The organism is Mangrovactinospora gilvigrisea, assembly GCF_001879105.1.
Taxonomy (GTDB): domain Bacteria; phylum Actinomycetota; class Actinomycetes; order Streptomycetales; family Streptomycetaceae; genus Mangrovactinospora; species Mangrovactinospora gilvigrisea.
Genome location: NZ_MLCF01000029.1, coordinates 1 through 24,120, shown reverse-complemented (window position 1 = coordinate 24,120; position 24,120 = coordinate 1). Strand labels below are relative to the sequence as shown.

At 72.3% G+C, this 24,120-nt stretch carries 21 protein-coding genes and 2 tRNA genes; 9 read left to right on the top strand and 14 right to left on the bottom strand.

Annotation, left to right across the window (positions count from 1 at the left end; genetic code table 11):
- Nucleotides 1-33: 33 nt before the first annotated feature.
- The 8 genes from BIV57_RS07575 to BIV57_RS07540 all read right to left on the bottom strand — a co-directional run bounded on the left by BIV57_RS07575 (nucleotide 34) and on the right by BIV57_RS07540 (nucleotide 6,100).
- Nucleotides 34-492 (bottom strand): MerR family transcriptional regulator, encoded by a 459-nt coding sequence (locus tag BIV57_RS07575; RefSeq protein WP_071655892.1) that lies wholly within the window; start codon nucleotides 490-492, stop codon nucleotides 34-36.
- Nucleotides 493-510: 18 nt separating this feature from the next.
- Nucleotides 511-1,566, bottom strand: coding sequence for an MDR family NADP-dependent oxidoreductase (locus tag BIV57_RS07570; protein ID WP_175548688.1), 1,056 nt, complete (start codon nucleotides 1,564-1,566; stop codon nucleotides 511-513).
- A gap of 135 nt (nucleotides 1,567-1,701) precedes the next feature.
- Complete coding sequence (locus BIV57_RS07565; protein ID WP_071655891.1) at nucleotides 1,702-2,745, bottom strand: hypothetical protein; 1,044 nt, start codon at nucleotides 2,743-2,745, stop codon at nucleotides 1,702-1,704.
- A 127-nt stretch (nucleotides 2,746-2,872) separates the two neighbouring features.
- Entirely contained in the window at nucleotides 2,873-3,667 is a 795-nt protein-coding gene (locus BIV57_RS07560) for a hypothetical protein (RefSeq protein WP_139275505.1), read from the bottom strand.
- Between the two features lie 213 nt (nucleotides 3,668-3,880).
- A tRNA-Lys gene (locus tag BIV57_RS07555) sits at nucleotides 3,881-3,953 on the bottom strand.
- A 73-nt stretch (nucleotides 3,954-4,026) separates the two neighbouring features.
- A complete protein-coding gene (tatA, locus tag BIV57_RS07550) occupies nucleotides 4,027-4,305 on the bottom strand; it encodes a Sec-independent protein translocase subunit TatA (protein WP_071655889.1) in 279 nt (92 codons plus the stop codon).
- A gap of 167 nt (nucleotides 4,306-4,472) precedes the next feature.
- The gene (locus BIV57_RS07545) at nucleotides 4,473-5,249 is read right to left on the bottom strand and encodes an ABC transporter permease (protein WP_071655888.1); all 777 of its coding nucleotides are present in this window, start codon (nucleotides 5,247-5,249) and stop codon (nucleotides 4,473-4,475) included.
- Nucleotides 5,246-6,100 (bottom strand): ABC transporter ATP-binding protein, encoded by an 855-nt coding sequence (locus BIV57_RS07540; RefSeq protein ID WP_071655887.1) that lies wholly within the window; start codon nucleotides 6,098-6,100, stop codon nucleotides 5,246-5,248. The genes BIV57_RS07545 and BIV57_RS07540 overlap by 4 nt, the downstream gene beginning before the upstream one ends.
- A 68-nt stretch (nucleotides 6,101-6,168) precedes the next feature.
- On the opposite strand from BIV57_RS07540, the gene BIV57_RS07535 reads away from it, so the two are divergent.
- Entirely contained in the window at nucleotides 6,169-6,849 is a 681-nt protein-coding gene (locus tag BIV57_RS07535; RefSeq protein ID WP_245797472.1) for a TetR/AcrR family transcriptional regulator, read from the top strand.
- A gap of 85 nt (nucleotides 6,850-6,934) precedes the next feature.
- Here BIV57_RS07535 and BIV57_RS07530 read toward each other — a convergent pair whose 3' ends face one another.
- From BIV57_RS07530 to BIV57_RS07510, 5 genes are all read right to left on the bottom strand, one after another.
- Nucleotides 6,935-9,142, bottom strand: a complete 2,208-nt coding sequence (locus BIV57_RS07530; RefSeq protein ID WP_079170110.1) for a DEAD/DEAH box helicase — start codon at nucleotides 9,140-9,142, stop codon at nucleotides 6,935-6,937.
- Nucleotides 9,143-9,405: 263 nt separating this feature from the next.
- Nucleotides 9,406-9,957 (bottom strand): hypothetical protein, encoded by a 552-nt coding sequence (locus BIV57_RS24975; RefSeq protein WP_175548687.1) that lies wholly within the window; start codon nucleotides 9,955-9,957, stop codon nucleotides 9,406-9,408.
- An 88-nt stretch (nucleotides 9,958-10,045) separates the two neighbouring features.
- The gene (locus tag BIV57_RS07520) at nucleotides 10,046-10,396 is read right to left on the bottom strand and encodes a metallopeptidase family protein (protein WP_071655885.1); all 351 of its coding nucleotides are present in this window, start codon (nucleotides 10,394-10,396) and stop codon (nucleotides 10,046-10,048) included.
- A 79-nt stretch (nucleotides 10,397-10,475) separates the two neighbouring features.
- Entirely contained in the window at nucleotides 10,476-12,197 is a 1,722-nt protein-coding gene (locus tag BIV57_RS07515; RefSeq protein WP_071655884.1) for an ABC transporter family substrate-binding protein, read from the bottom strand.
- A gap of 239 nt (nucleotides 12,198-12,436) precedes the next feature.
- Nucleotides 12,437-14,128: an ABC transporter family substrate-binding protein gene (locus BIV57_RS07510; protein WP_071655883.1), complete on the bottom strand. Its 1,692-nt coding sequence runs from the start codon at nucleotides 14,126-14,128 to the stop codon at nucleotides 12,437-12,439.
- A gap of 223 nt (nucleotides 14,129-14,351) precedes the next feature.
- On the opposite strand from BIV57_RS07510, the gene BIV57_RS07505 reads away from it, so the two are divergent.
- From BIV57_RS07505 to BIV57_RS07475, 7 genes are all read left to right on the top strand, one after another.
- A complete protein-coding gene (locus tag BIV57_RS07505; protein WP_071655882.1) occupies nucleotides 14,352-15,335 on the top strand; it encodes an ABC transporter permease in 984 nt (327 codons plus the stop codon).
- A gap of 81 nt (nucleotides 15,336-15,416) precedes the next feature.
- Complete coding sequence (locus BIV57_RS07500; protein ID WP_079170108.1) at nucleotides 15,417-16,433, top strand: ABC transporter permease; 1,017 nt, start codon at nucleotides 15,417-15,419, stop codon at nucleotides 16,431-16,433.
- A complete protein-coding gene (locus tag BIV57_RS07495) occupies nucleotides 16,430-18,583 on the top strand; it encodes an ABC transporter ATP-binding protein (protein ID WP_245797471.1) in 2,154 nt (717 codons plus the stop codon). Before BIV57_RS07500 ends, BIV57_RS07495 begins: the two co-directional genes overlap by 4 nt.
- Before the next feature lie 96 nt (nucleotides 18,584-18,679).
- Nucleotides 18,680-18,752 (top strand) — tRNA-Glu (locus BIV57_RS07490).
- Between the two features lie 326 nt (nucleotides 18,753-19,078).
- A complete protein-coding gene (locus BIV57_RS07485) occupies nucleotides 19,079-20,512 on the top strand; it encodes an ATP-binding protein (protein ID WP_071655881.1) in 1,434 nt (477 codons plus the stop codon).
- A 131-nt stretch (nucleotides 20,513-20,643) separates the two neighbouring features.
- Entirely contained in the window at nucleotides 20,644-20,961 is a 318-nt protein-coding gene (locus BIV57_RS07480; protein ID WP_071655880.1) for a hypothetical protein, read from the top strand.
- Nucleotides 20,962-20,992: 31 nt separating this feature from the next.
- Nucleotides 20,993-22,183, top strand: coding sequence for a hypothetical protein (locus BIV57_RS07475; protein ID WP_071655879.1), 1,191 nt, complete (start codon nucleotides 20,993-20,995; stop codon nucleotides 22,181-22,183).
- Nucleotides 22,184-22,753: 570 nt separating this feature from the next.
- Here the strand turns inward: BIV57_RS07475 and BIV57_RS07470 are convergent.
- Complete coding sequence (locus BIV57_RS07470) at nucleotides 22,754-23,410, bottom strand: mycothiol-dependent nitroreductase Rv2466c family protein (RefSeq protein WP_175548691.1); 657 nt, start codon at nucleotides 23,408-23,410, stop codon at nucleotides 22,754-22,756.
- On the opposite strand from BIV57_RS07470, the gene BIV57_RS07465 reads away from it, so the two are divergent.
- A complete protein-coding gene (locus BIV57_RS07465; protein ID WP_245797470.1) occupies nucleotides 23,409-23,915 on the top strand; it encodes a MarR family winged helix-turn-helix transcriptional regulator in 507 nt (168 codons plus the stop codon). The two genes, BIV57_RS07470 and BIV57_RS07465, sit on opposite strands and share 2 nt — an antisense overlap.
- Nucleotides 23,916-24,120: the final 205 nt, after the last annotated feature.

The following is a 24,120-nucleotide window of genomic DNA, read 5'->3' as shown; positions in this document are numbered from 1 at the left end:
CCTTGCCCTCGCGCGCAGAAATCGGACGAATGGTCAGATCCCCGACGCTACCGTCCGGTCGGCCCGGTCCGGGGCGCCCGCCTCGCCACGATCGGGTGAACGGCCGTCGGGTCCGAGGTCGACCTTGGCGAGCAGGGTGTCGCGGATCCGGGTGAGCCGGGCGATCTCCGCGTCCAGCGCGGCGACCCGGCGGAGCACCACCGCGGTCGCCCCCGCCTCCGACCCCGGCGCGGGGGAGGAGGCGGGGCCGCAGCGCATCGCGCCGCCGTCCTCCAGCAGCGGCAGCCGGTCGACGAAGCGGCCGATGTCGTCCAGGGTGAGGCCGATGGCGAGCAGCTCGCGGATCACCCGCACCCGGCGCAGCGCCGCGCTTCCGTAGCGGCGCTGGCCGGCGGGGGTGCGGTCCGGCGGGGGCAGCAGCCCGCGCGCCTCGTAGAGCCGCAGCGCGCGCGGGGTGGCGCCGGTGGCCGCGGCGGCGTCGCCGATCCGCATCCGTCCTCCCGAGGTGGGCTACGACGCGCCGTCGAGGTCGACGACGACCGTTCCGGTATGGCGTCCCGTCAGCAGGTCCTGCAACGCCCGGGGCGCGGCGGCTATGCCCGGGACCTCGGTGACGGGGAAGGTGATCGCCCCGTCGGCGAGCCAGCGGGCGAAGCGCTCCGTCCATGCGTCGGTGACGTCGGGGTGCGCGGTGGCCTGATAGCCCGTCAGCGTCAGCCGGCGCAGCACCGCCGCGAAGGAGTCGAAGCGGACCGGGCGCCCTCCCCCGTCCGAATCGGCCGCGAGCTGGCCGGAGAGCGCGCCCAGCAGCACCACCCGGGCGCCGGCGCGGGCGTGGTCGAGGGCCGCCTCCAACTGCTCGCCGCCGACGTTGTCGAGCACCACGTCCACGCCGTCGGGCGCCGCCTCGGCGAGCTGGTCGCCGATCGAGCGGCCCGCGGCGGCCGGACCGCGCAGCAGGGCGGCGTGGTAGCCGTACCGGCGCACCATCAGCTCGGCCTTCTCCGGCGAGCCGGTGGTGCCGATCACCCGGGCGGCGCCCAGCAGCCGGGCGATCTGGCCGGCGAGCGAGCCGACCGAGCCGGCGCCGCCGGTGATCAGCACGGTCTCGCCGGGGCGCAGCCCGGCGACGCGGGTGAACGCGCCGTAGGCGGCCTCGCCCTGGGAGAGGTGCGCGGACGGGTCGGGCAGCGCCGCGGTGTCCAGCACCCGGGCGGCATCGACGGGGACGGCGGCGTACTCGCGCCAGCTGAGCGGGTGCGCGACCAGTTGCCCGGGACGCGGGCCGTCGCCGCCGGCCGCGGCGACCACCTCGCCGACGGCGAGGCCGGGGAGCGTCCCGCCGGGCGCGATCGCCGGCAACGGCGTGCCCGGCACCGCGGCGATCAGCGTGCGGATCCCGGGGTGCAGCAGGAACCGGCGGTTGCGGACCAGCAGTTCGCCGTCCCCCGGCACCGGCAGCGGCACCTCGGCGACGGCGAAGTGCTCCGCGGCCGGCACCCCCTCGGGCACGGCGGCCAGCCGCACCTCGCGCACCGTCTCGGGCAGACGTGTCTCCACGGTCATGGCATTCCCTCCTCGTCGGCCGGCCGGGCGGATCGGCCGGAGCGGAGGGACGCTAACCCCTGCCCCGTGGGGCAGGGGCAAGCCCCGGGCGGTCCGCCGACCGCCCGGGGCTCGTTCGGGCCGGGCCTGATCAGCTCAGAGGAACAGGCCCGGGGCGGATGCCGCGGGGAGGCCGTCGAGGGCCGGGCCGCCCACCGTGTAGACGGCGGTGAGGGCCGGGTCCGTCACCGCGTAGACGGGGGCCGTGTTCGGGCCCGCGGCGGAGTAGACCGGGGCGAGGGCCGAGCCCACCAGGTTGTAGACCGCTCCGGGGCCGGCCGCCGTCCCGAGCCCCTCGGGGTGGACGCCCAGCGCCGCCGGAACCGCGACGGGCAGGTCGGACGGGATGGACGGCACCGACGGAACCGACGACACCGACGGCAGCGACGGAACCGAGGCGAGGCCGGGCAGACCCGGGAGGCCCGCCGCCGGCAGCGCGCCCGCCCCGGCCTTCAGGGTCCTCGCCGCCTGGAGCGCCTTCGACAGCTCCTGCAGCCGGGTCGCCGTCGCCGGCAGGCCGGCGGGCGCACCGGTGTTCGGGGTGGCCGGCACCGGCAGGGCCGAGAGCGTCGGCAGGATCGGCAGGTTCGCCGGGGTCGGCAGCGTCGACGGCATCGACGGCATCGACGGCGCGGGCAGCGCCGGGATCTCGGGCAGTCCGGCGGTGCCGAGGTCCGGCACCCGCTGCGCGGCGCTCTTCACGTGGCCCACGGCCTTCGCGTGCTTGAGGACCAGGTGGACGGCACCCGCGCGGACGCCGCCCGTCGACGGGAGCTGAGCCCGCCCGGGCACCGCCGAGCGCGTCCCGGCGCCCATCGGGTGCTCCACCGTGCCGCCCCCGCCGAGCGCCGAGCCGGCCTTGTCGCCGAGCCCTCCGACCGCGCCGTGCACGGCCTTGGCGGCCCCGCCGACGGCGCGCCCGACGGTCCCGGTCGCGTCCGGCGCGGCGCCCGACGCGAGAGCGGACGGGACCGACGAGACGGACGGGACGGACGAGGCAGACGGGACAGCCGGCGCGGACGGAACCGGCGTCGCCGCGTTGGCGGCGGTGCTGCCCAGCGCCCAGAGCCCGGCCGCGGCGGCTGCCACGGCGGCACTGCGGCGGAGGAGGACGGAGCGGGGCGTGCGGATCTTACGCATGATCAAAAACCTTCCCTGCACAGGAATCGAAGAGCATTCGGGGGATGCGGCGTACGGGCCGGCTCCGTCGCGGCACGGTGGGGTGCCGGGGAGCGGGATCGCCGCCGCCGGTGTGTGCGGGGAGGTGCTAGCCGGGTCGGACGGTGACGTCCGCGGCACGCCCCGGCGCGGGCGCGTGCCATGGCGTGCGGACGGCATCCGCCTGCCGCGCGAGGCGGGGGCCGGAGGCGGCCGGGAGACCCGGGGCGCCGCCGGACGCCGGGTGGGCCGCGAGGCCCTGGTCCGTCCGGTCGGCCCCCTGGGAGGGCCCGGCGGGGGCGTGCGTCCCGCCGTCGGCCACCGCCGGACGCGCGGCGGTCGGCAGGCCGGTGTCGGACGCCGTCGCGGCGCCCGTCCCGGGGCGGGCCGCCGTCGTGGCGGTGCCCCGGTGGGCGGCCGCGGCATGGCCGGCGGCCGCGGGCTGCGCGGGACCGAGGTGCCGGGACCGGCCCGGGCCCCGGGGCGCCGCGCCGCCGGGGGACGGAAGGCGGACGGGCAGCCGGTCGAGCGTGCCGCGGACGGCGTGCACCGCCGTGCCGACGGCGGCGCCCGCGGTGCGGACGTCCCGGACGGCCCGGTCGGTGGTGGCACGGCCTCGCGCGTGCACCCCGGAGAGCTGCGAGCGGATCCGCGCGGCCTGCCGCCTCGGGCCGGAGCCGGCGGTGTGCCGCACCGCGGAGTGCGTCCGGGCGGCGGCGGTGTGCGCCAGGTCCGAAGCGGTCCGCACGGCCGGGACGCCGTGCGTCGCGCCGGCTCGCGGCGCCGCGGCGTGCGCATGCCCGCCGAGGAGCAGCCCCAGCGCGACGAAGCCCGCCGTCAGCAGCAGCACCCACAGAGCCCGGCGCGCCGCCGGCGCGGCAGACTCGGCTGCGGCTGCGGGCAAGGCGTGAACCTCCGGGCGTACGGTGCGATTTCGGGCTGGGGCACAGGTGTCGCCCGGTGCGACCGGTACGGAAGGTTCCGCGGCGACGCGGACGATCCTTGCACACCCGCCGGGGCGGCCCGCAACCCCTTCGGGAGGATCGATCGACACGCGGACGCAGAAAGGCCGCAGGCCGATTTCTCGACCTGCGGCCTCGGTTCGCGGGGAACCAGGTGGGCCACCAGGGGCTCGAACCCTGAACCTACGGATTAAAAGTCCGCAGCTCTGCCAATTGAGCTAGTGGCCCCGCAGCCTCGGCTAGCGTACCGGTTCGGCTGGGGGCTTGGGCGAGGGGATATCGGGTTCGGAAGCGGCGGGCGCTACTGCGCCGCGGCCTTGTCCGCGGGCTGGGCCTCGGTCTTGGTGACGGTGACCTTCTCGGCCGTGCGGGCCTCGGCCGACTCGGCCTGGCCCTCGGCGGAGCCGGCCTTGAAGCCTTCGGTGGTGTCGGACTTGAGGGCCTTCGTCTCCGCCTTCAGCACTCGCATCGACTTGCCGAGGCCGCGGGCGACGTCGGGCAGCCGCTTCGAGCCGAAGAGCAGGGCGATGACGGCGACCAGCAGGATGATGTGCCAGGGCTCGAACGCGTTCCGCAGCATGGGTGGCGACCTTCCTCAGGACGGTGGCGCCGGCGAATCTCGACGGCCTCCGCTCCACATGATGCATCCGCCGCCCCCGCTGTGGCCAGACGCAGTTGTCGCTGGTGTCCGCAACGGGTCCCCGCGGACGACGTGCGGTGGAGCGGTTCCCGCGGCCGGGGCATTGCTCAGACGTGTGTGCGAGACCACGTCAATCTGCGTCCCGCGAGCACCGCGGCCACCACCCCGAGGGCGCCCAGCACGGCCGCGTCGCGCCCCGTCGCACCGGGCGATCCGGCGAGCGCGGAGCGCAGCATCCCGACGGCCCAGTACCCCGGCGAGGCGGGCGCCGCGGCCCGCACCCAGTGCGGCAGCACGGTCAGCGGCACGAGCGCGCCGCCGACCGCGGTGCAGAGCAGGCCCACGATGTCCTGCACCGACGAGAGCGCGGCCGGGCTGCGCACCAGCGATCCCAGCAGCGCCCCGACGCAGAGCAGCACCGCGCACCACACCGCGATCGCGGCGGCGAGCAGCACGGGATGGCGCAGCGGCATCCCGAAGACGGCGACCGCGAAGGCGACCACCAGCGCCTGCTGGAGGAGCAGCAGGGCGTAGGCGGGCAGCGCCTTGGCGAGCAGGATCTCGGCGGGACGGGCGGGGGTGGCGTGCAGCCGCGTCCAGGTCCGCCAGAGCCGCTCGACGAGGATCCCGGAGCCGATCACCGAGACGGCGAGCATGGCGAACATCACCATCATCCCGGTGGCCGCCTCGGCGGTGGTGCCGACGGTGCGGTAGAGCGGCTGGAGGACGGCGAGCAGCACCAGCGGCATCACCAGCCGGCTGATCTGCGGGCCCGGCTCGCGCCGCACCAGGAGGAGGTTGTGGCGCAGCAGCGCGGCGAGGCGGATCAGGCAGGGCGCGAAGCGCTCGTCGAAAGGGCGGTGGCGGGTGGCGGGCGGGATCATGCCGGGACTCCCTCGGTGAGCTCCAGGGCGCGGTAGAGGTCGTCGAGCTGGGGCTTCAGGACCTCGACGGAGACCGGGGCGCGGCCCTCGCCGGCCAGTTCGGCGAGGAGTCCGGGCAGCCGTCCGCCCGGATCGCGGGAGGGGTAGCGGTGCGGCGGCGCGTCCGGGGCGTCGTCGGCGAACCGCAGCCGCAGCTCGCCGGGGAGGCCCTCCAGCAGCTCGGCGCGGCTGCCGCGGGCCACCAGCCGCCCGGCGCGCAGCACCGCGATGGTGGCGCCGAGTTCGTCCAGCTCGGGCAGGTAGTGGGTGGTGTAGAGGACGGCGGCGCCGTCCTGCTCGGCGCGGCGGCGGACGGCGGCGAGCAGCAGCGCCCGGGTGGAGGGGTCGGCGCCGGCGGTGGGCTCGTCCATCAGCAGCAGCCCGCCGGGCCCGGTGAGGGCGATCAGCGCGCAGCCGGCCTGGACGCGGCGCTGCTGGCCGCCGGAGAGCACGGCGGCGCGGCGGTCGGCGCACTCGCCGAGCGCGAGCTCGGCGAGCAGGGCGTCGGCGCGCTCCTCCAGCGCGCGGCGGCGCAGGCCGGCGAGGCCGCCGAAGAGGCGGAGGTGCTCGCGGGGCGTGGCGGTGGGGTAGAGGGCGATCTCCTGCGGGGCGAGCGCGGGTTGGGCGCCGCCGGTGTCGATCCGGCCGCCGTCCGGGCGGAGCAGGCCGGTGACCAGGCCGACGAGGGTGCTCTTGCCGGCACCGTTGTGGCCGATGAGCCCGGCGATCTCGCCGGGGCGGACGGAGAGGGAGAGGTCGTGCAGCACGGTGCGCGACCCGAAGCGCTTGCGGAGGTTCTCGATGAGCAGCATCGCCGATCTCAACTCCCGGGCAGGCGGGCATAGTTGATCTACGCCGTATAGGTATACAGTGTAGACCCATGATGCGCGGCACCGGCAAGGGCACGGACACGAGCAAGGGCACGAGCAAGGGCAAGAGCAAGAGCAAGGGCAGCCGACGGGACGAGATCGTCGGCATCGCCATGGAGTTGGCGGACGATCAGGGCCTGCGGGCCGTCAGCATGCGGGCGATCGCCGAGCGGATGGGGGTCACGCCGATGGCCCTCTACGCGCATGTGGACGGCAAGGAGGGGCTCCTCGACGAGCTGCACGGACGCGTGCTGGGCGAACTCCCCGTGCTCGACCGCGACCTGCCCTGGGACGAGCAGCTGCGCGCGGGCGCGCGAGCGGTGCGGGCGTCCATCCGGAGCCATCCGGGCGCGTCGCTGCTGATCTTCGAGCGGCCGGCGATGGGGCAGACGGCGATCCGGGTGGTGGAGGAGCTCTACCGGGTGATGCTCGCCGCGGGGGTGCCCGCGCACGACGTGGCGCGGCGCGAACGGCTCTTCTCCACCTGGCTGCTGGGGTTCGCGGTCTCCGAGGGCGGGGGCCGGTTCTCGCCGGGCCGGCTGAGCACCCGGGAGCGGCGGGCGACGGCGGGCGGCGCGGCGCTGCCGGTCCACGAGGGGCTCGCCGAGTGGCTGGACCGGCCCGTCGACTGGGACGCGGAGTTCGAGGCCGACCTGGAGGACATGATCGCCCTCATCCGCGGCGCCCGCTGAACGCCGAACGCCCCGGCCCCCGCCGTCCCGTACTACAGGGACGGCGGGGGCCGGGGCGCAGGGGTGGCCGACTGCTGCGGGAGCGTCAGCCGTTGCGCTTCCAGCGCGGCTTGCGGTCGCCCGCGCCGGCGCCGGCCGGGCGGTCGCGCCGCGGGTAGCCGCTGCCGCCGCGCGCCGGGCGGTCCCGGTCGTCGCGCCGGTAGGACGGACGGTCGTCGCGGTCGCGGCGGTACGACGGGCGGTCGTCCCGGTCCCGGAAGTCGCGGCGCGGACCGCGGTCGTCGCGGAACTCGCGGCGCGGGCCCCGGTCGTCCCGGAACTCGCGGCGCGGACCGCGGTCGTCACGGTCGTCGCGGCGCTGGTAGGGGCGGTCGCGGTCCTCGCGCCGCTGGTACGGGCGCTCGTCGCGGTTCCGGTCGTCGCGGTTCCGGTCGTCGCGGTTCCGGTCGTCGCGGTTCCGGTCGTCGCGGAAGTCGCGGCGCGGGCCGCGGTCACCGCGGTCGTCGCGGCGCGGACCCCGGTCGTCACGGAAGTCCCGACGCGGGCCCCGGTCGCCCCGGTCACCGCGGTCGTCGCGCGAGTCGCGGCGCGGGCCGCGATCGTCACGGAAGTCGCGGCGCGGGCCCCGGTCGCCCCGGTCGCCCCGGTCGCCCCGGTCCCGGTCGAAGGACCGGTTGCCGCCGCGGTCGTTGCGGCGGAACGGCTTGCGGTCGAACTCGCGCTCGTCCTCTTCCACGAACTCGCCGTTGGCGACCGCCACGGCCTCCGCGTCGGCCTTGGCCTTCAGCTCGCCGGCCTCGGCCTCCAGCGTCTCGGCGCGCTTCTGCGCCCGCTCCAGACGGCGCGTCAGGTCCTCGACCTCGCCCTGGGCCGACTCGGCGGCCTTCTTCGCGGCCTCGGCCTGAACGTCCGTCAGCGACCGGGCGCCGGTGATCTCCACCAGCTCCGGGCTGAAGTGGCGGCCGACGAGGTGGCGCTCGGCCTCCACGCCCGCCTCCTCCAGCAGCCGGAACATCGAGCGGCGCTGGTGCGGCAGGATCAGCGCCGCGACCGTGCCGGAGCGCCCGGCGCGCGCCGTGCGGCCCGCGCGGTGCAGGTAGTCCTTGGGGTCGGCCGGCGGGTCGACGTGCAGCACCAGGTCGATGTCGTCGACGTGGATGCCGCGCGCGGCGACGTCCGTGGCGACCAGGACGTTGATCCGGCCGTCCTTGAAGTCGTTGAGCGTGTGGGTGCGCGCGCCCTGCGTCATGCCGCCGTGCAGCGCGTCGGCCTTGATGCCGGCGTCCCGCAGCTGGTCGCAGACCCGGTCGGCGCCCAGCTGGGTGCGGACGAAGATGATGGTGCGGCCCTTGCGCGCCGCGATGGCCGCCGTCACCGGGGCCTTGTCCTTCGGCTTCACGACCAGCACGTGGTGGGACATGGTGGTGACGACGCCCGCCGACGGGTCGACCTCGTGGGTGACCGGGTCGACCAGGTAGCGCTTCACCAGGGTGTCGATCTCGTTCTCCAGCGTGGCGGAGAACAGCAGCCGCTGGCCGCCGGCCGGCACCTGGTCGAGGATCTCGCTGACCTCGGGCAGGAAGCCCATGTCGGCCATCTGGTCGGCCTCGTCGAGGACGGCGATCTCGACCTCGTCGAGCGAGCAGGAACCGCGCTCGATCAGGTCGCGCAGCCGGCCCGGGGTGGCGACGAGGATGTCCACGCCCCGCTCCAGGGCGAAGATCTGACGCTGCATCGAGGTGCCGCCGCAGACGACCTTCATCTCCAGGTCGAGGATCCGGCCGTACGGCTCGAGGGCGTCGCTGACCTGCATGGCCAGCTCGCGGGTGGGGGTCAGGATGATGCCGCGGGGGCGCTTGGCGCGGGTGCGGCCCTCGGCGAGGCGGACCAGCAGCGGCAGGCCGAAGCTGAGCGTCTTGCCGGAGCCGGTGCGGCCGCGGCCCAGGATGTCCTTGCCGGCCAGGGCGTCCGGGATGGTCGCGGCCTGGATGGGGAAGGGGCTGGTGACGCCGCGCGCGGCGAGCGCCTTGACGACCTCGGCGGGCAGGCCGAGCTCGTCGAAGGACGGCACCTCGGGCGCCTCGTCCTTCACCTCCTCGTCCTTCGTCTCCCCGGCAGCGGCCTCGGGAGTGTTCTCGACCTCGACCGCCTCGACTGCGGTCCCGTCGATCTCGGCGACGGTGGTGTTCTCGGCCGCGGCGTTCTCGGCGGCGTTCTCGGCGACGACGCCCGCGGCGTCGAGCTCGATCTCGTTTTCGGGCAGGGCAGTGCTGTCGGACACAGCGAGAGTCATGCAAAACCTTCCGGGAAGCGGCACGCGCCAAGCCCCGCGGTTCGCATAAGCCGCCTCGTGCGGCCTGCCACGGAGTCACCGGGAACGCGCCATCGGCACCGTTGGAATGTGGTCCTCGGGGGTGCCGGGCAATGGGTCAATCGAAGGGGATCAAACGGCCGCCCAATGTACGCCTCGGTGGGCAGGGTGGGCAAACCGTTACCAGCGTACGCCATCCGGCGCCCGGTTCGTCCTCGTTATCCGCGAATGTGACGTGACGCTCGCTACGAGGGGGACGCGGACGGGTCCGGCGAGTCGGAGTGGCTCGGCTCGGGCGTCGGACCGGTCGGCGTCGGGTCGGTGGTCGGCGTGGGGGTGGGCGGCGTCGGCCTGGCGGTGGGCGGCTTGCCGCCCGTCCCGCCCGAGGGCGAGGAGGACGACGAGGACGAGGAGGAGGACGGCGAGCCCTTGGACGACGACGCCCCCGGCTTCGCCGGCCTGCCCGGCGCGGACCCGGCCGACGGCGTCCCCGTCCCGGTGCCCGTCCCACCGGACTCCGCGGACGGGCCGGCGCTGGGCGCGGGCGCGTTCGGCGCGGTGCCGCCGCCGGTGCCGTGCCGGGTGTCGTTGGAGGTGTCGGCGTACGAGGAGCCGTCGTGCGAGACGTTGTCGCTGCCGCCGTGCGGGGCGTGCTCCGTCGATGATCCCCCGTGTCCTCCGACCGTCATGCAGCCGGAGACGGCGAGCAGCGCGCAGGCGGTGGCCGCGGCCGAGGCGAGGCGGCGTCCGCGGGTGCGCAGGCCGACCCGGGGGGTTGGCGTTCTGTGGCTCGTCATGCCTGGTTCAACGGGTGGGGCGGAGGGGAGGACACGGGATTCGGCTGACTATCACCCCGGGTGAGCGGTGACGGAGCGTCAACGCCCGTCAGCCGTAGCCCAGTTCGTGGAGCCGCTCGTCGTCGATGCCGAAATGGTGGGCGATCTCGTGCACGACGGTGATCCTGACCTCCCGGATCACCTCCCGGACGGTGGGGCACATGCGCAGGATGGGGCCCTGGTAGACGGTGATCCGGTCGGGCAGGTTGCCGGCGTACCACTCGCCGCGCTCGGTGAGCGGGGTGCCCTCGTAGAGGCCGAGCAGGGTGGGGCCGCCGGGCGGCGGCTCGTCCTCGACGAAGACCGCGACGTTGTCCATCAGGCGCGTCAGCTCGGGGGGAACGGTGTCGAGCGCCGCCGCCACCAGATCCTCGAACGCCTCCCGCGTCATCTCCAGCACAGGTTCCATTGTGCGGGGCGCGGGAGGCGTTCGGCGGGTCCGAGGGGCCCGGAGGGGTCCCGGTGGGGACGGGTCGGAGCTACTTCAGGAAGCCGACCTTCGCCCAGTCGACGTCGCCGAGGCCGGAGGCGCCGAAGTTGGCGATGTTCTTGCGGACCGCCAGCACCTGGGGCCGCTGGTAGTACTCCAGCGAGTGCCCGGCCTGCCAGATCAGCTTGTCGGCCTGGTTGTACAGGGCCCGGGACTGCGACTCGTCGACGGTGGTGCCGGCCTGCTGGAGCAGCTTGTCGATCTGCGGCGAGGAGACCCGGCCGTAGTTCTGGTAGACCTGGTTGCCCTTGGGCTGCTGGAAGACCGGGTAGAGCGTCGACGGGAAGACCGCGTCCACGTTGCGGAACGAGGTCAGGTCGAAGTTGCCGACGTTGACGTACTTGTCGAAGAAGTCGTTCATCGGGACCTTCTGGATGGTCATCTTGATCCCGACCTGCATCAGCATCGCCTGCAGGGCCTCCGCCTGGTCGGCGGACTGCTGGGTGCTGCCGTCCGACATCACGTAGGTGAGCTGGAGCGGCTTGCCGCCCTTGGTGCGCGGCTTGCCGGTGCCGGCGGACTTCCAGCCGGCCGCGTCCAGCAGCTTGCCGGCGGCCGTCGGGTCGTACTTGCCGTACTGGCCGGCGTTGTCCTGGTAGCCGGCCTGGTTGGGCATGAAGAAGTGGTTGTCGAGCAGCGGCGCCTTGAAGGGCATGCCCTTGGAGGCGATGTCGGCGAGGGCCTGCCGGTTGACGGCCTCCTCGATCGCCTGGCGGACCTTCACGTCCTGGGTGGGGCCGTGGTTGCCGTTGAGGGTGAGGTGGACCTCGTCCCAGCGGGCGCCGATGCGGATCGCGGTGGAGGGGTTCTTCTTCGCCCGCTGGTAGGACTCGGCGTCCGGGGTGCTGACGTAGTCGATCTCGTTGTTGAGGTAGGCGCCGAGCTGGGCGTCCTGGCCCATCGCCCGGAAGATCACCTTGTCGAGCTTCGGCTTCGTCCCCCAGAAGGACGGGTCGGGGACGACGGTGATGGCCTGCTGGGCCTTGTCCATCTTCCCGATCTTCCAGGCGCCGGAGGTGATCGGGACCGTCTGTATCCAGCCCTTGTTGAACTTGTCCGGGGTGTTGATCGCGGCGGCCGGCAGCATCGTCTGGAAGAGCCGCTGCCAGTCGGCGTAGGCGTTCTTGAAGGTGACCTTGACCTGCTGGGGGCTGCTGCCCTGGGCGACCGAGGCGATCTGGTCGTAGCCGGAGGAGTCGGCGACCAGGTACTTGGAGTCGGAGCCGTTGAGGGCCTGCCACTGGGCCTTGAAGTCGGCGGCGGAGACCTGCTTGCCGTCGGACCACTTGGCCTTGGGGTTGAGGTTGTAGGTGACGACCTGCTTGCCGCCGGCCGTCGCCGCGGAGGCGTTGAGGAGGAAGTCGGTGTCGGCGTGCGGGGTGCCCTTGGCGTCGTGCATCCACAGCTGCGGCAGCACCATCGAGGCGATCGAGGCGCCGTCCCCCTGGGTGCCCTCAACCTGGTACAGGTTGTACTGGGTGATCCACTGCTGGATCGACATCCGGAAGGTGCCGCCCTGCTTGATCTTGGAGAGCGGCTGCGGGTTGATGGCCTGGGCGCCCTGCACCGGGGCCGAGCTCTGCGAGGGTTCGGCGCCCTTGGCGCCGCCGCCGGAGGAGCCGCAGCCGGCGACCAGCGCGGCGGCGGAGAGCGCCGCGACCAGGGCGGCTGCGGAGCGGAAGTGTCTGCCGGACTGCGGCTTGGACGTCACGGATCGGTCCTTTCGGGCGGGTGGTCGTGCCCCGGGGTCGAGAAAAAGGGGTAAAGCGGTCGATCGGTATCGGATCGCTCCCGGTCTGGACCACGCTGTCCGGCCAGGTGTCGACAACCCGTCAATAACACAATGGGCCGTCACCGTTGGCAACGGTGACGGCCCATGTTTACTTCCGGAACGCGATCACATATTGATCACGACGGGGCGCGGAAGTTTCGGAATCCGAAGTGGATCTCTTACTTCTGCCAGCCGACCTTGGTCCAGTCCGGGGTGTCCAGGCCGAACGCGCCGTAGTTGGCGAGGCCGGTGCGCACCGCGTCGTAGGCGTAGTTCTGGAAGAGCGGCGAGGAGTTGCCGACCTCCCAGATCTGCTTGTCGGCGGTGTTGAAGTCCTGGATGCCCTGGGCCTTGCTGGTGGCGTTGATGCCGGCCCGGTAGGCGGTGTCGATCTGCGGGGAGCCGACGCCGCCGAAGTTCTGGAAGAGGTTGCCGCCCTGCGGGTTGCGGTAGCTGTCGAAGGAGCCCGACTTCCACAGCGCGCCGGTCCAGCGGAACATCGTGATGTCGAAGTTGCCGCCCATCACGTACTTGTTGGTGAAGAACGCGGCGTCGTCGACCTTGTCGATGGTGACCTTGATGCCGATCTGCTGCAGCATCGTCTGGACGGCGGAGCAGATGTCCAGACCGGTCTGCGAGGTGCCGGCGCTCATCACGAAGTGCAGCGAGAGCGGCTTGCCGCCCTTGGTGCGGGTCTTGCCGGCGCCGGCGGACTTCCAGCCCGCCGCGTCCAGCAGCTTGCCGGCCGCGGTCGGGTCGTACTTGCCGAACTGGCCCGAGGTGTCCTCGTAGCCGTTCTCCTGCGGCATGTACAGGTGGTTGTTGACGAGCGGGTTCTGCTTGGGCATGCCGTTGGACTGGATCTTGGAGAGGTCCGTCCGGTTGACGCCCATCATGATCGCCTGGCGCACCTTGACGTCCGCCATCGGGCCCTTGGAGCCGTAGACGAGGTTCAGCACGTCCCAGGGGGTGCCGACCCGGACCTGGAGGCCCTTCTTGCCGGCGACGCGCTTGTAGAACTCGGCGTTGCTGACGCCGGCGACATCGAGCTCGTTGTTGAGGACCGCGTTGACCTGCGCGGGGGCCTCCATCTCGGTGTCGACGATCTTGTCGAGCTTGGGCTTGGGGCCCCACCAGTTCGGGTCCGGCACCAGGGTGATCGCCTTGGCGGCGGTGTCCCACTTCTGGATCTTGAACGGACCGGCGGTGGCCGGCATCTTCTGCAGCCAGCTCTTGTTGAACTTGTCCGGCGTGTCGATCGTGTTCGCCGGGACCAGCTCGCCGAAGAGGTTCTGCCACTCCAGCTGCGGCTTGTCGTAGGTGACCAGGACGTCCTGGTCGTTCGCGCCCTTGGTGACGCTGGCGATCTGGTCGTAGCCGGTGGTGCCGCGGACCAGGAACTTGCTGTTCTTGCCGCTGTCCGACTTCCAGATCTGCACGAAGTCCTTGTACGAGATCGGGGTCCCGTCCGACCACTTGGACTTCGGGTTCAGCTTGTACTCGACGACCTGCTTGCCGCCCTTCATCGAGGACGTGGCGGACTGCAGGAAGTACGGGTTGGGCGTCGGGTTGCCCTTGGCGTCGTAGTTGAACAGGTTCGGCAGCGTCATCGACCGCACCCAGTCGGCGTCGGCGTTGGAGCCGTCCGTCTCGTACGGGTTCATGTTGGTGATGCCGCGGTTGGCGATCCGCAGCGTGCCGCCCTGCTTGACGTTGCTCGCCGGCTGCGGGTTGATGCCGGAGGAGTTGTTCTTGGGAGCGGCGCCCTTGACCTTGCCGCCGGACGAGCCGGAGGAGGAGCAGGCAGAGATCGCCAGCGTGCCGGCCAGTGCCGCCGCCACCAGGGCTGCGGACCTGCGAGACCTGTTCATCGGATGCCTCCCGATTGGTTGATCCGGGCCCGGGGCACGGTCCGCAGCGAGGGGCGGGGTGCGCATCGGCCTGTTCGAATGGTCAGGAGAGTAAGCGCCCAGTAACCCTTGCTTGAACGCCACTTGACCAACCGTGACAAGATCGAGACCTCGATAACCGTTCCCTTCCCGCGGATTGCTCCCAGACTGTTTACCGCCAGTCAGAGTGATGCAGGGAGGTCCCATGCTGGGCTATTTGGCCAAGCGGCTGGGCTATTACGTCGTGATGCTCCTGGTCGCAGTCGGGCTCTCCTACGCCCTGGCCTCGACCTCCCTCAACCCGAGGGCCAACTTCGAGGGACGGTCGCCCCGTCCCTCGCCGGCCTCGGTGACCAGGCAGCTGGACGATCTGGGGGTGAACCCGGACACGCCGCTGGCGGACCGGTTCGGCACCTGGGTCGGCCATCTGGCGCACGGCAATCTTGGCCAGACGATCAACAACACCCCGGTCACGGACGAGTTCAAGAACCGCGTCCTGATCTCGCTGCGGCTCCTCGTCGTCGGCACGATCCTCGGCACCGTCTGCGGGATCCTGCTGGGCGCCTGGACGGCCACGAGACAGTACAAATTCTCGGACCGGGCGGCGGCAGGGCTCTCGTTCCTGGTGATGTCGATCCCGACCTTCGTGCTCGCCCTCTTCGCGACCATCTTCGCGACCGGGCTGAACACCTGGACCGGGCACCAGATCATCAACTTCACCGGGCAGTCCACGCCGGGCCTCTCCGGGGGCTTCTTCACCCACCTCGGCGACTCCCTGGTGCACCTGATCCTGCCCACCCTCACCATCGGCCTGATGCTGATCGCCAGCTACAGCCGCTACCAGCGCAACACCATGCTGGACGTGCTGGGGTCGGACTACCTGCGCACCGCCCGGGCCAAGGGCCTGCCGTACCGCAAGGCGCTCTTCAAGCACGGCCTGCGTACGGCGCTCATCCCGATGTCGACGTTCTTCGCGTACGGCTTCTTGGGACTGCTCACCGGCGCCACCTTCACCGAGCTGATCTTCGGCTGGCACGGCATGGGCGAGTGGCTGGTGAACTCCATCAACCAGAACGACGTCAACTCCGTCGTCGCCTACAGCCTCTTCGCCGCCGTGATGGTGCTGATCGCCGGATTCCTCTCGGACATCCTGCACGCCGCGCTGGACCCGCGGGTCCGCCATGCGTAGCCGCACACCCGTGACGGGTGCCGCCCAGCAGACGAGCCCGCGCCCGGAGGGGCGCCTCGCCGCCCGAAGGAGGGCCGCACGATGACCGCCGCTCCCGAAGCCGTGCTCGCGGATCAGGAGTCCGGGGCCGCCGCCGGCCCCGGGCCGGCCGGCCGCGGCCGCGTGATCCTCCGCCGGTTCCTCTCCAACAAGGGCTCCGTGGTCGGCGCGATCGTCGTCGTCCTGCTCTTCCTGCTGGCCTTTCTCGGGCCGGTGATCTCCAAGTACAGCTACACCGAGGTGGACTTCAGCGCGCTGCGCGAGGCGCCCTCGGCGCAGCACTGGTTCGGCACCGACCGGATCGGCCACGACGAGTTCGCGCTGGTCGTCCGCGGCCTGCAGAAGTCGCTGCTGATCGGCCTGCTGGTGGCGTTCTTCTCCACCGTGCTCGCCTCGATCGTGGGCGCCTGCGCCGGCTACTTCGGCGGCTGGGCCGACCGGGTCTCGATGTTCTTCGTCGACCTGCTGCTGACCCTGCCGAGCTTCCTGATCATCGCGATCATGTCGCCGCTGTTCAAGAACAGCAGCTGGCTGATCTTCGTGGTGCTGCTCGCCGTCTTCGGCTGGATGATCACCGCGCGGGTGGTCCGCTCGATGACCCTCTCGCTGAAGAACCAGGAGTTCGTGCGGGCCGCCAAGTTCATGGGCGTGCACCCGATGCGGATCATCGTCCGGCACATCCTGCCGAACGTCGCCTCCTTCCTCATCATCGACGCCACCGTCGCGGTCGGCGGCGCGGTCATCGCCGAGGCGAGCCTCTCCTACTTCGGCTTCGGCGTGCAGCCGCCGGACGTCTCGCTGGGCACCCTGATCTCCGACGGCACCAGCGCGGCCACCACCTACCCGTGGCTCTTCTGGTTCTCCGCCGTGATGCTGGTGGTCTTCGTCCTCGCGGTGAACCTGATGGGCGACGGCCTGCGCGACGCGCTCGACCCGACCTCGGACCGCGTCAGCCGCAAGCAGCGCAGGATCGCGGCCCGGCAGGCCGCCGAGCGGCGTGCCAAGGCCGCCAACGGCGCCACCACCACCCCGAACACCACCGCAGGGAGCCCCGCGTGACCACCGCCGCGACCATCCCCAGCCCCGGCGCCGCCGCCGGCGGCAGCGGGCCGCTGCTGAGCGTCCGCGACCTGAACGTCCACTTCCGCGGGCCGCACGGCCTGGTGCCCGCCGTCCGCGGGGTCAGCTTCGACCTCAACCGCGGCGAGGTGCTGGGCATCGTCGGCGAGTCCGGCTCCGGCAAGTCCGTCACCTCGCTGGCCTCCATGGGGCTGCTGCCGCCGAGCGCGGTCGTCGAGGGCGATGTGCAGCTGGACGGGCAGCAGATGGTGGGCGCCACCGACGGCCGGCTCTCCCGGATCCGCGGCGACAAGGTCGCGATGGTCTTCCAGGACCCGCTCTCCGCGTTCACCCCGGTGTACCGGATCGGCGACCAGATCATCGAGGCCATCCGGATCCACCGCGACGTCGACAAGGCCACCGCCAGGAAGCGCGCCGTCGAGCTGCTCGACCTGGTCGGCATCCCCAACCCGGACGTGCGGGTGGACTCCTTCCCGCACGAGTTCTCCGGCGGCATGCGGCAGCGCGCCATGATTGCCATGGCGATCGCCAACGACCCGGACGTCATCCTCGCCGACGAGCCCACCACCGCCCTGGACGTCACCATCCAGGCGCAGGTGCTGGAGGTGCTCAAGACCGCGCAGCGCGAGACCGGCGCCGCGATGGTGCTGGTCTCCCACGACCTGGGCGTCATCGCCGGCACCGCGGACCGCGTCGCGGTGATGTACGCGGGGCGGATGGTCGAGACGGGCACCGTGGACGAGGTCTTCAGCCGGCCGCGGATGCCCTACACGCTCGGCCTGATCGGCGCCGTGCCGCGGGTGGACGAGGCCACCGAGGACGGCACGGCCGTCCAGCGCCGGCCCCTCGTCCCGATCCCCGGCAGCCCGCCGGCGATGCACGAGCTGCCCGACGGCTGCCCGTTCGCCCTGCGCTGCCCGATGGCCGAGGCGGCCTGCCGGACGGCCGAGCCGCCGCTGGCCCGCGTCCGGGGCGGCTCGGAGGGCCACGCGGTGGCCTGCCGGCGCGCGCCGGAGATCGTCGAGCGGGACCTCGGCCCGACCGACATCTACCCGCTGCCGGAGATCGGCGAGTCCGAGGTCGCCGAAGTGCCCCGCGAGCAGCGCGACTCGGTGCTCCGGGTGACCGACCTCGCCAAGACCTTCCCGCTCCTCAAGGGCTCGGTGTTCAAGCGGCGGGTGGGCAGCGTCTACGCCGTCGACGGCGTGGAGCTGGACATCCGGCGCGGCGAGACGCTGGGCCTGGTCGGCGAGTCCGGCTCGGGGAAGTCCACCACCCTCTTCGAGATCCTCGACCTGGCGAAGCCCGAGTCCGGTGTCATCGAGCTGATGGGCAAGGACACCACCAAGATGTCGAAGGCGGAGCTGAAGCAGCTCCGCGCCGACATGCAGATCGTCTTCCAGGACCCGATGGCCTCGCTCGACCCGCGGATGCCGGTCTCCGAGATCATCGCGGAGCCGATGCGGGCGCTGGGCCGTCCCAAGGAGGAGGTCCGCGCGGCGATCCCGCGGCTGCTGAAGCAGGTCGGGCTCAACCCGGAGCACGCGGAGCGCTTCCCGCACCAGTTCTCCGGCGGCCAGCGGCAGCGCATCGGCGTCGCCCGCGCGCTGTCGGTCGACCCGCAGCTGGTCGTCCTCGACGAGCCGGTCTCGGCGCTGGACGTCTCCATCCAGGCGGGCGTGCTGAACCTCCTTCAGCAGCTCAAGGCCGACCTGGGGCTGGCGTACCTGTTCGTCTCGCACGACCTGTCGGTGATCCGGCACATCGCCGACCGGGTGAGCGTGATGTACCTGGGGCGGACGGTGGAGGCCGGCGACGTCGACACGGTCTTCGAGAACCCGCGCCACCCCTACACCCGGGCGCTGCTCTCCGCGGTGCCCATCCCCGACCCGGAGCGGGAGCGGGCGCGGCGGCGCATCCTGCTGCCGGGCGACCCGCCGAGCCCCACCCAGAAGCAGACCGGCTGCCGCTTCCGCGGCCGCTGCCCGGTGTTCCTGGCGCTGGACGAGGCGGGGCAGCGGCGCTGCGCCGAGGAGGTCCCGGCCCTGGACACGCACGGCCCGGACCACGTCGCCGCCTGCCACTTCCCCGACGCCCGTCCGGCGGAGGAGCTGGTGGTCGAGGGCTGAGCCCCTCGGGATGCGGGCGGGCACGGAATGCGTTTTGCCGCGCCCGCCCGCATCCCATATGCTGCGCACGATCAGGCCCCACCTGGGGCCGGGCCCGCCCTCATCGTCTAGTGGCCCAGGACGCCGCCCTTTCAAGGCGGTAGCACGGGTTCGAATCCCGTTGGGGGCACCCCTTTGAACCGCCCTGACCCGCATGAACGTATGCGGGAGGGCGGTTTTTCGTGTGGACGTGTCCACACATGGTGTGGACACCTCGGTCGACGGTGCCGGTTGACCTGCGAGGTTGCACCACTTGGTCCGGGACGGCTCCCGTTGCTGGTGCCACACCAGGTCGCCCTCATCTGCAGCCCTCGGGCACGTTCACCGACGGCCGTCCGGCGTAACAACGCGCCAGAAGCTGCCGCCCCGCCGCGCCTTGGCGCCCTGGGGCCGAGACGGCACTCACAATGGTAGATTCAATCTACGTAAGTCTGGATCTAGCATTATGGAGCGGCGATGGAGTTTCAAGGGCGCGCAGGTGACCTCAAGCTGCTGCGACAGCAACTCCGTGATGTCGCCGAGGGACGTGGAGCCACCCGAGGGCGAGCAGTCACCGTGACCGGGCGCCGCCGGGTCGGGAAGTCCCGGCTGATCCAGGAGTTCTGCGACCGATCCGAAACCCCCTACCTGGTCTTCCAGGCCACACGGGGGCGGAACCCGGCCGCGGAGCGCGCCGATTTCACCGCCGCCGTGACCCACTCCGGGCTTCCGGGGGGCGAACTCGTGGGCGGGCTGCAAGCCGGCGACTGGAACCAGGCCCTGCGCACCCTGGCGCTGGCGGTTCCCGATGACACCCCCAGCATCGCGGTCCTCGACGAAGTCCCCTGGCTGGTCGAGCAGGACGCCGAGTTCGAGGGCGCCCTCCAGACCGTCTGGGACCGGCACCTGTCCCACAAGCCCGTACTGCTGATCCTCGTCGGCAGCGACCTCTCCGTGATGGAGGCGCTGCAGACCTACGGGCGCCCCTTCTTCGGACGCGCCACGACCATGACCGTCAACCCCCTCCACCTGGCCGATGTCCGGACCATGACCGGCCTGAGTGCGGCGGAGGCCGTCGACGCCCTGCTGATCACGGGCGGCTTCCCCGAGGTGCTCGCCTCGTGGCCGACCGGCACGCCCCGCTCGGAGTTCCTCGCCCAGTCACTCGCCGACCCGCTCTCGCCGCTGCTCGTCTCCGGTGAGTTGTCGCTGCTCGGCGAGTTCCCGGAATCCACCCGCACCCGGGCCGTCCTGGAGGCCGTCGGGAGCGGCGAACGCACCTTCTCCACTATCGCCTCCCAGGCCGGCGGCGGGTCCGCCCTGCCGTCCGGCACGCTTTCGCCCATCCTCGCGAGCCTCATCGGCAAACGCGTGCTCGCCGTCGACGACCCGCTGTCCACCAAGCCCGACACCAAGAACCGGCGCTACCGCATCGCCGACCCCTACCTCCGCTTCTGGCTCGCCTTCCTCGACCGCGGCATCCCGCTGGTCGAACGAGGCCGGGGCGACCTCCTCCTCACACGCATCGAACGCTCCTGGGCCTCCTGGCGCGGACGCGCCGTCGAGCCCGTCGTCCGCGACAGCCTGATGCGGCAACTGCCCGACGACGCCTGGCCCGAGACCGAGGCCGTCGGCGGCTGGTGGAACCGGCAGAACAACCCCGAGATCGACCTCGTCGGCGCCGACCGCGCCCCGGTCGCCAGGCGCCTGCACTTCGCCGGCTCCGTCAAGTGGCTCGACGACCGCCCCTTCGACCGCCACGACTACGACGACCTCGCGCGCGACGCCGCAGCCGTCCCCGGAGCGTCGGCCGACACCCCGCTGGTCGCCGTCTCCCGCAGCGGCGCCGCCGCCCGCCTCCCCCTTGTCCAGGTGTGGACCCCCGAAGACCTCGTCTCGGCATGGGCATGAGGTGGCACTCGGACCGGTGAGACCCTGTTCCCGAATCCCCGCCAGCAGGAGCTCCGGACCATCAACCCCCGCGGCAGGGAACCGTCTTCTCCGGCAGGGACGCGTGCACGGCAGCCAGTATTCTCGACCGCATGGCAGCCGGTGGCAGCGACGGACAGGACCTCGAAGCACTGGTCGGCGAAGCGGTGGTCGACGCCTGGACCGACGACGAACAACTCAGCGGCTTCCACGCCAAGATCGAGGAGAACCTCGCTCTGCCGTTCACCACCACCGTGCTGGGCGTCGAGGTGACGGTGACGGGTATCGACCTGCTGCCCGGGAGCGGGATCGTCGCCCACTGCGCTCGCGGCCCGCATCGTCAGACCATCGGCATCCTCGACCTCCCGCTGCCTGATCCCCCACCGGCCGGGAGCGAATGGATCGCCGCGCTGCGGAGATGGTCCCCATGACCACGCCGATCAGAAAGCACGGGAATCAGCCGTGAGCGAATACCAGTACTACGAATTTCTGGCGATCGACCACCCGCTCAGCGCACGCCAGCAGTCCGAGGTGCGCGCGCTGTCCACCCGCGCCCGGATCACCGCGACGAGCTTCACCAACGAGTACCAATGGGGCGACTTCAAAGGCGATCCGCCGACGCTGATGCGCCGTTACTACGACGCCCACCTCTACTTCGCCAACTGGGGCACCCGCCGGGTCATGCTCCGACTGCCGCGGGCCGTCCTCGACCCGACGCAGGTCGAGCTGTTCTGCGTCGACCCCTATTTCTCCGCACAGGCCACCAAGGACCACGTGATCCTCGACTTCCTCAGCGAGGACGAGTCCGGCGAGGTGGAGTGGTGGGAGGACGACACCCAACCGTCCCTGGCCGCGGTCACCGGGGTCCGGAGCGAACTCGCTGCCGGGGACCTCCGCCCCCTCTACCTCGCCTGGCTGGCGGCCTACGGCGCTTGGGAGCGCGACGAGGACGCTTTCGACTACGCCACGGAGGGGGACGAGGAGCCGCCTGTACCCGTCGGTCTCGGCCAGTTGACGGCGCCTCAGCGAGCGCTGGCCGACTTCCTTCGCCTCGACGAGTCCCTCCTCGCCGCGGCGGCGCAGGCGTCGCCCCCGCTCGCTCCCGCCCGGCGCGACAGCAGGCGGACCGCCGACGCAATCACCCACCTGCCCGCCGCCGACAAGGACGCGCTGCTGCTCGATCTCGCCGAAGGGCGCGGTGTCCAGGCGCAGATGGCGCTGATGCGCCAGCTCAGTGAAGGCCGCGCGGCCGGCAGCGGCGTCGAGGCCGCCTCCCGCCCCCGCCGTACCGTGGCGGCGCTGCTCGACGCCGCCACCGAGATCCGCTCCGCCGACAGGTTCCGGGAGCAGGCCGCACGGGCGGAGCACGAGGCACGACTCGTGCGGGAGCGGGAACAGCAGCGCCAAGAGCGGCTGGCAGCCCTCGCTCTCGATCCGGGAGCAGCATGGGACACGGTCGAATCGCTGATCGAAACGCGCCGGCAAGCCAACTACGATGCGGCAGTCGCCCTGCTGGTCGACCTCAAGGCCCTTGCCGAGCGCGACGGGCACGTCCACGACTTCGCGTCCGACTTCGACGAACTGCGCGAGCTGCATCAGCGGAAGTCCAGCCTCATGGACCGCTTCAACACCGTCGACCTCCACATCGACTGATCCGCAGCCACACCGACTCGTGGCGCTCCGAGGGCGTGTGGACGCGTCCACACCGCGGTGTGGACACGGTGTCGCCCCGAACAGAGGCAGTCAGCGGGCCCGCAGCTGCTTCAGAGCCAGCAGCTCCCAGTAGCCGTACCTCCTTGGACATCGAGGTTCTTCCGGATGCCGCTTGGCCGCCGCCCACCGCGTCGGCCTCCTCGAACGCCTCACCGTCCGCCTCTTCGGCCGCCCCCCTGGCGCAGGCCCACCAGCCGCCTCTCCGTCGTCGCCCCTGTAGTGGCGGTACACCCCTACTGGATCGCACCCGAGCGGCGGATCATCTTCCTCACGTGCTTCCGCAAGACTCGAAGCCACGAGGAGAAGCAGATCGCGTGCACAGTCCTCGCCCGCAAGCGCTGCGAGGCCGACCACGAGCCGGCGAGCCCGGACGGTGCCGCGTCGCCGTTCGCATGTTCTGCGCGCCCCGTTGGGGGTACCACCGCCCCGAAGCCCCCGACCGCCGCCGCACGGCGCGCCGTCGGGGGCTTCAGTGTTGCGCGGGGTGGTCACCCAGGTCGCCCCGGGGCGTCAACCGAAGTCCAGGTCGGCTCGGGGGCGCTTGAGTTCGGAGAAGGCGGGGTGGGCGGCGAGGGTGCGGACGGCGTCGAAGAGGTCGGCGGCGCGGTCGCCGCGCGGGATCGCGGAGAGGACGGGGCCGAAGTAGGCGGCGCCGTCGAGGGCGACGATCGGGGTGCCGGACTCCTCGCCGATGGCGTCCTGCGCGGTGCGGTGCGCGGCGCGCAGCGCGGCGTCGAACTCGTCGGTGGCGGCGGCCTTGGCGAGCGACGCGGGCAGGCCGGCCTCGGCGAGCGCCTCGGCGGTCACGGTGTCGAAGTCCTTGTTGCCGCGGGTGTGGATCCGGGTGCCGAGGGCGGTGTAGAGGTCGCGCAGGACGGCGTCGCCGTGCTGGGCGGCGGCCGCCGCGCAGACCCGGGCGGGGCCCCAGGCGCGGTCGTTGAACTCGCGGTACCAGGGCTCGAGTTCGCGGTGCTCGTTGAGGACCGAGAGGCTCATCAGCCGGAACCGCAGGTCGATCGGCCGCAGCGGCTCCACCTCCAGGAGCCAGCGGGAGGTGATCCAGGCGAAGGGGCAGGCGGGGTCGAAGTAGCAGTCGACGACGGTGCGCTCACGAGTGTCTTCCACGGAAGACAATATACCTTCCCGGGAAGATATAGTCCACGGCATGGAGATGGAGACTGATGCCACGGCCGGGATCGTCGAGCAGTGGCGGCGCGAGCGGCCCGATCTGGATCCGGCGCCGATGCTCGTCGTCGGGCGGCTCTTCCGGCTCACCGACGCCGTCGACCAATTGCTGCGCGCGCCGTTCGCCGAAGCCGGGCTGGGCAACGGGGACTTCGACGTGCTCGCGGCGCTGCGCCGGGCGGGTGCGCCGTACGCGCTGTCGGCGGGGGAGCTGAGCCGCACGGTGCTCGTCACCACGGGCGCCATCACCAAGCGCGTCGACCGCCTGGCGGCCCGCGGGCTGGTGACGCGGGCCGTCGCCGAGCACGACTCGCGGGGCCGGCTGATCACCCTCACCGACGAGGGCGTGGCCCTCGTCGACGAGCTGATCGCCGTCCATCTGGAGAACCAGCGCCGGCTGCTGGCCGGCCTCCCCGAGACCGACCGCGCCCACCTCGCGGCCCTCCTCGCCCGCCTCGCGGCGACGCTGCCCCTAACGGTGCCTTAAGCGCATCCCAAGTGGTGCGTGAAAGTGCGCGCGGGCGGGCAGTTTTGGAACGCCATCAGCATGACGGTGTCCCTTCAACTCGCCCGCCGCACTCGTCCGCCACCCAGGGAGGCACCCCCGTGGAACCCACCCCCGCAGCCCCCGCCCGCCACCGCCGCACCCGCTCCCGCCGGGCGCTGCTCGCCGCCGGCGCGGCCGCCGCCCT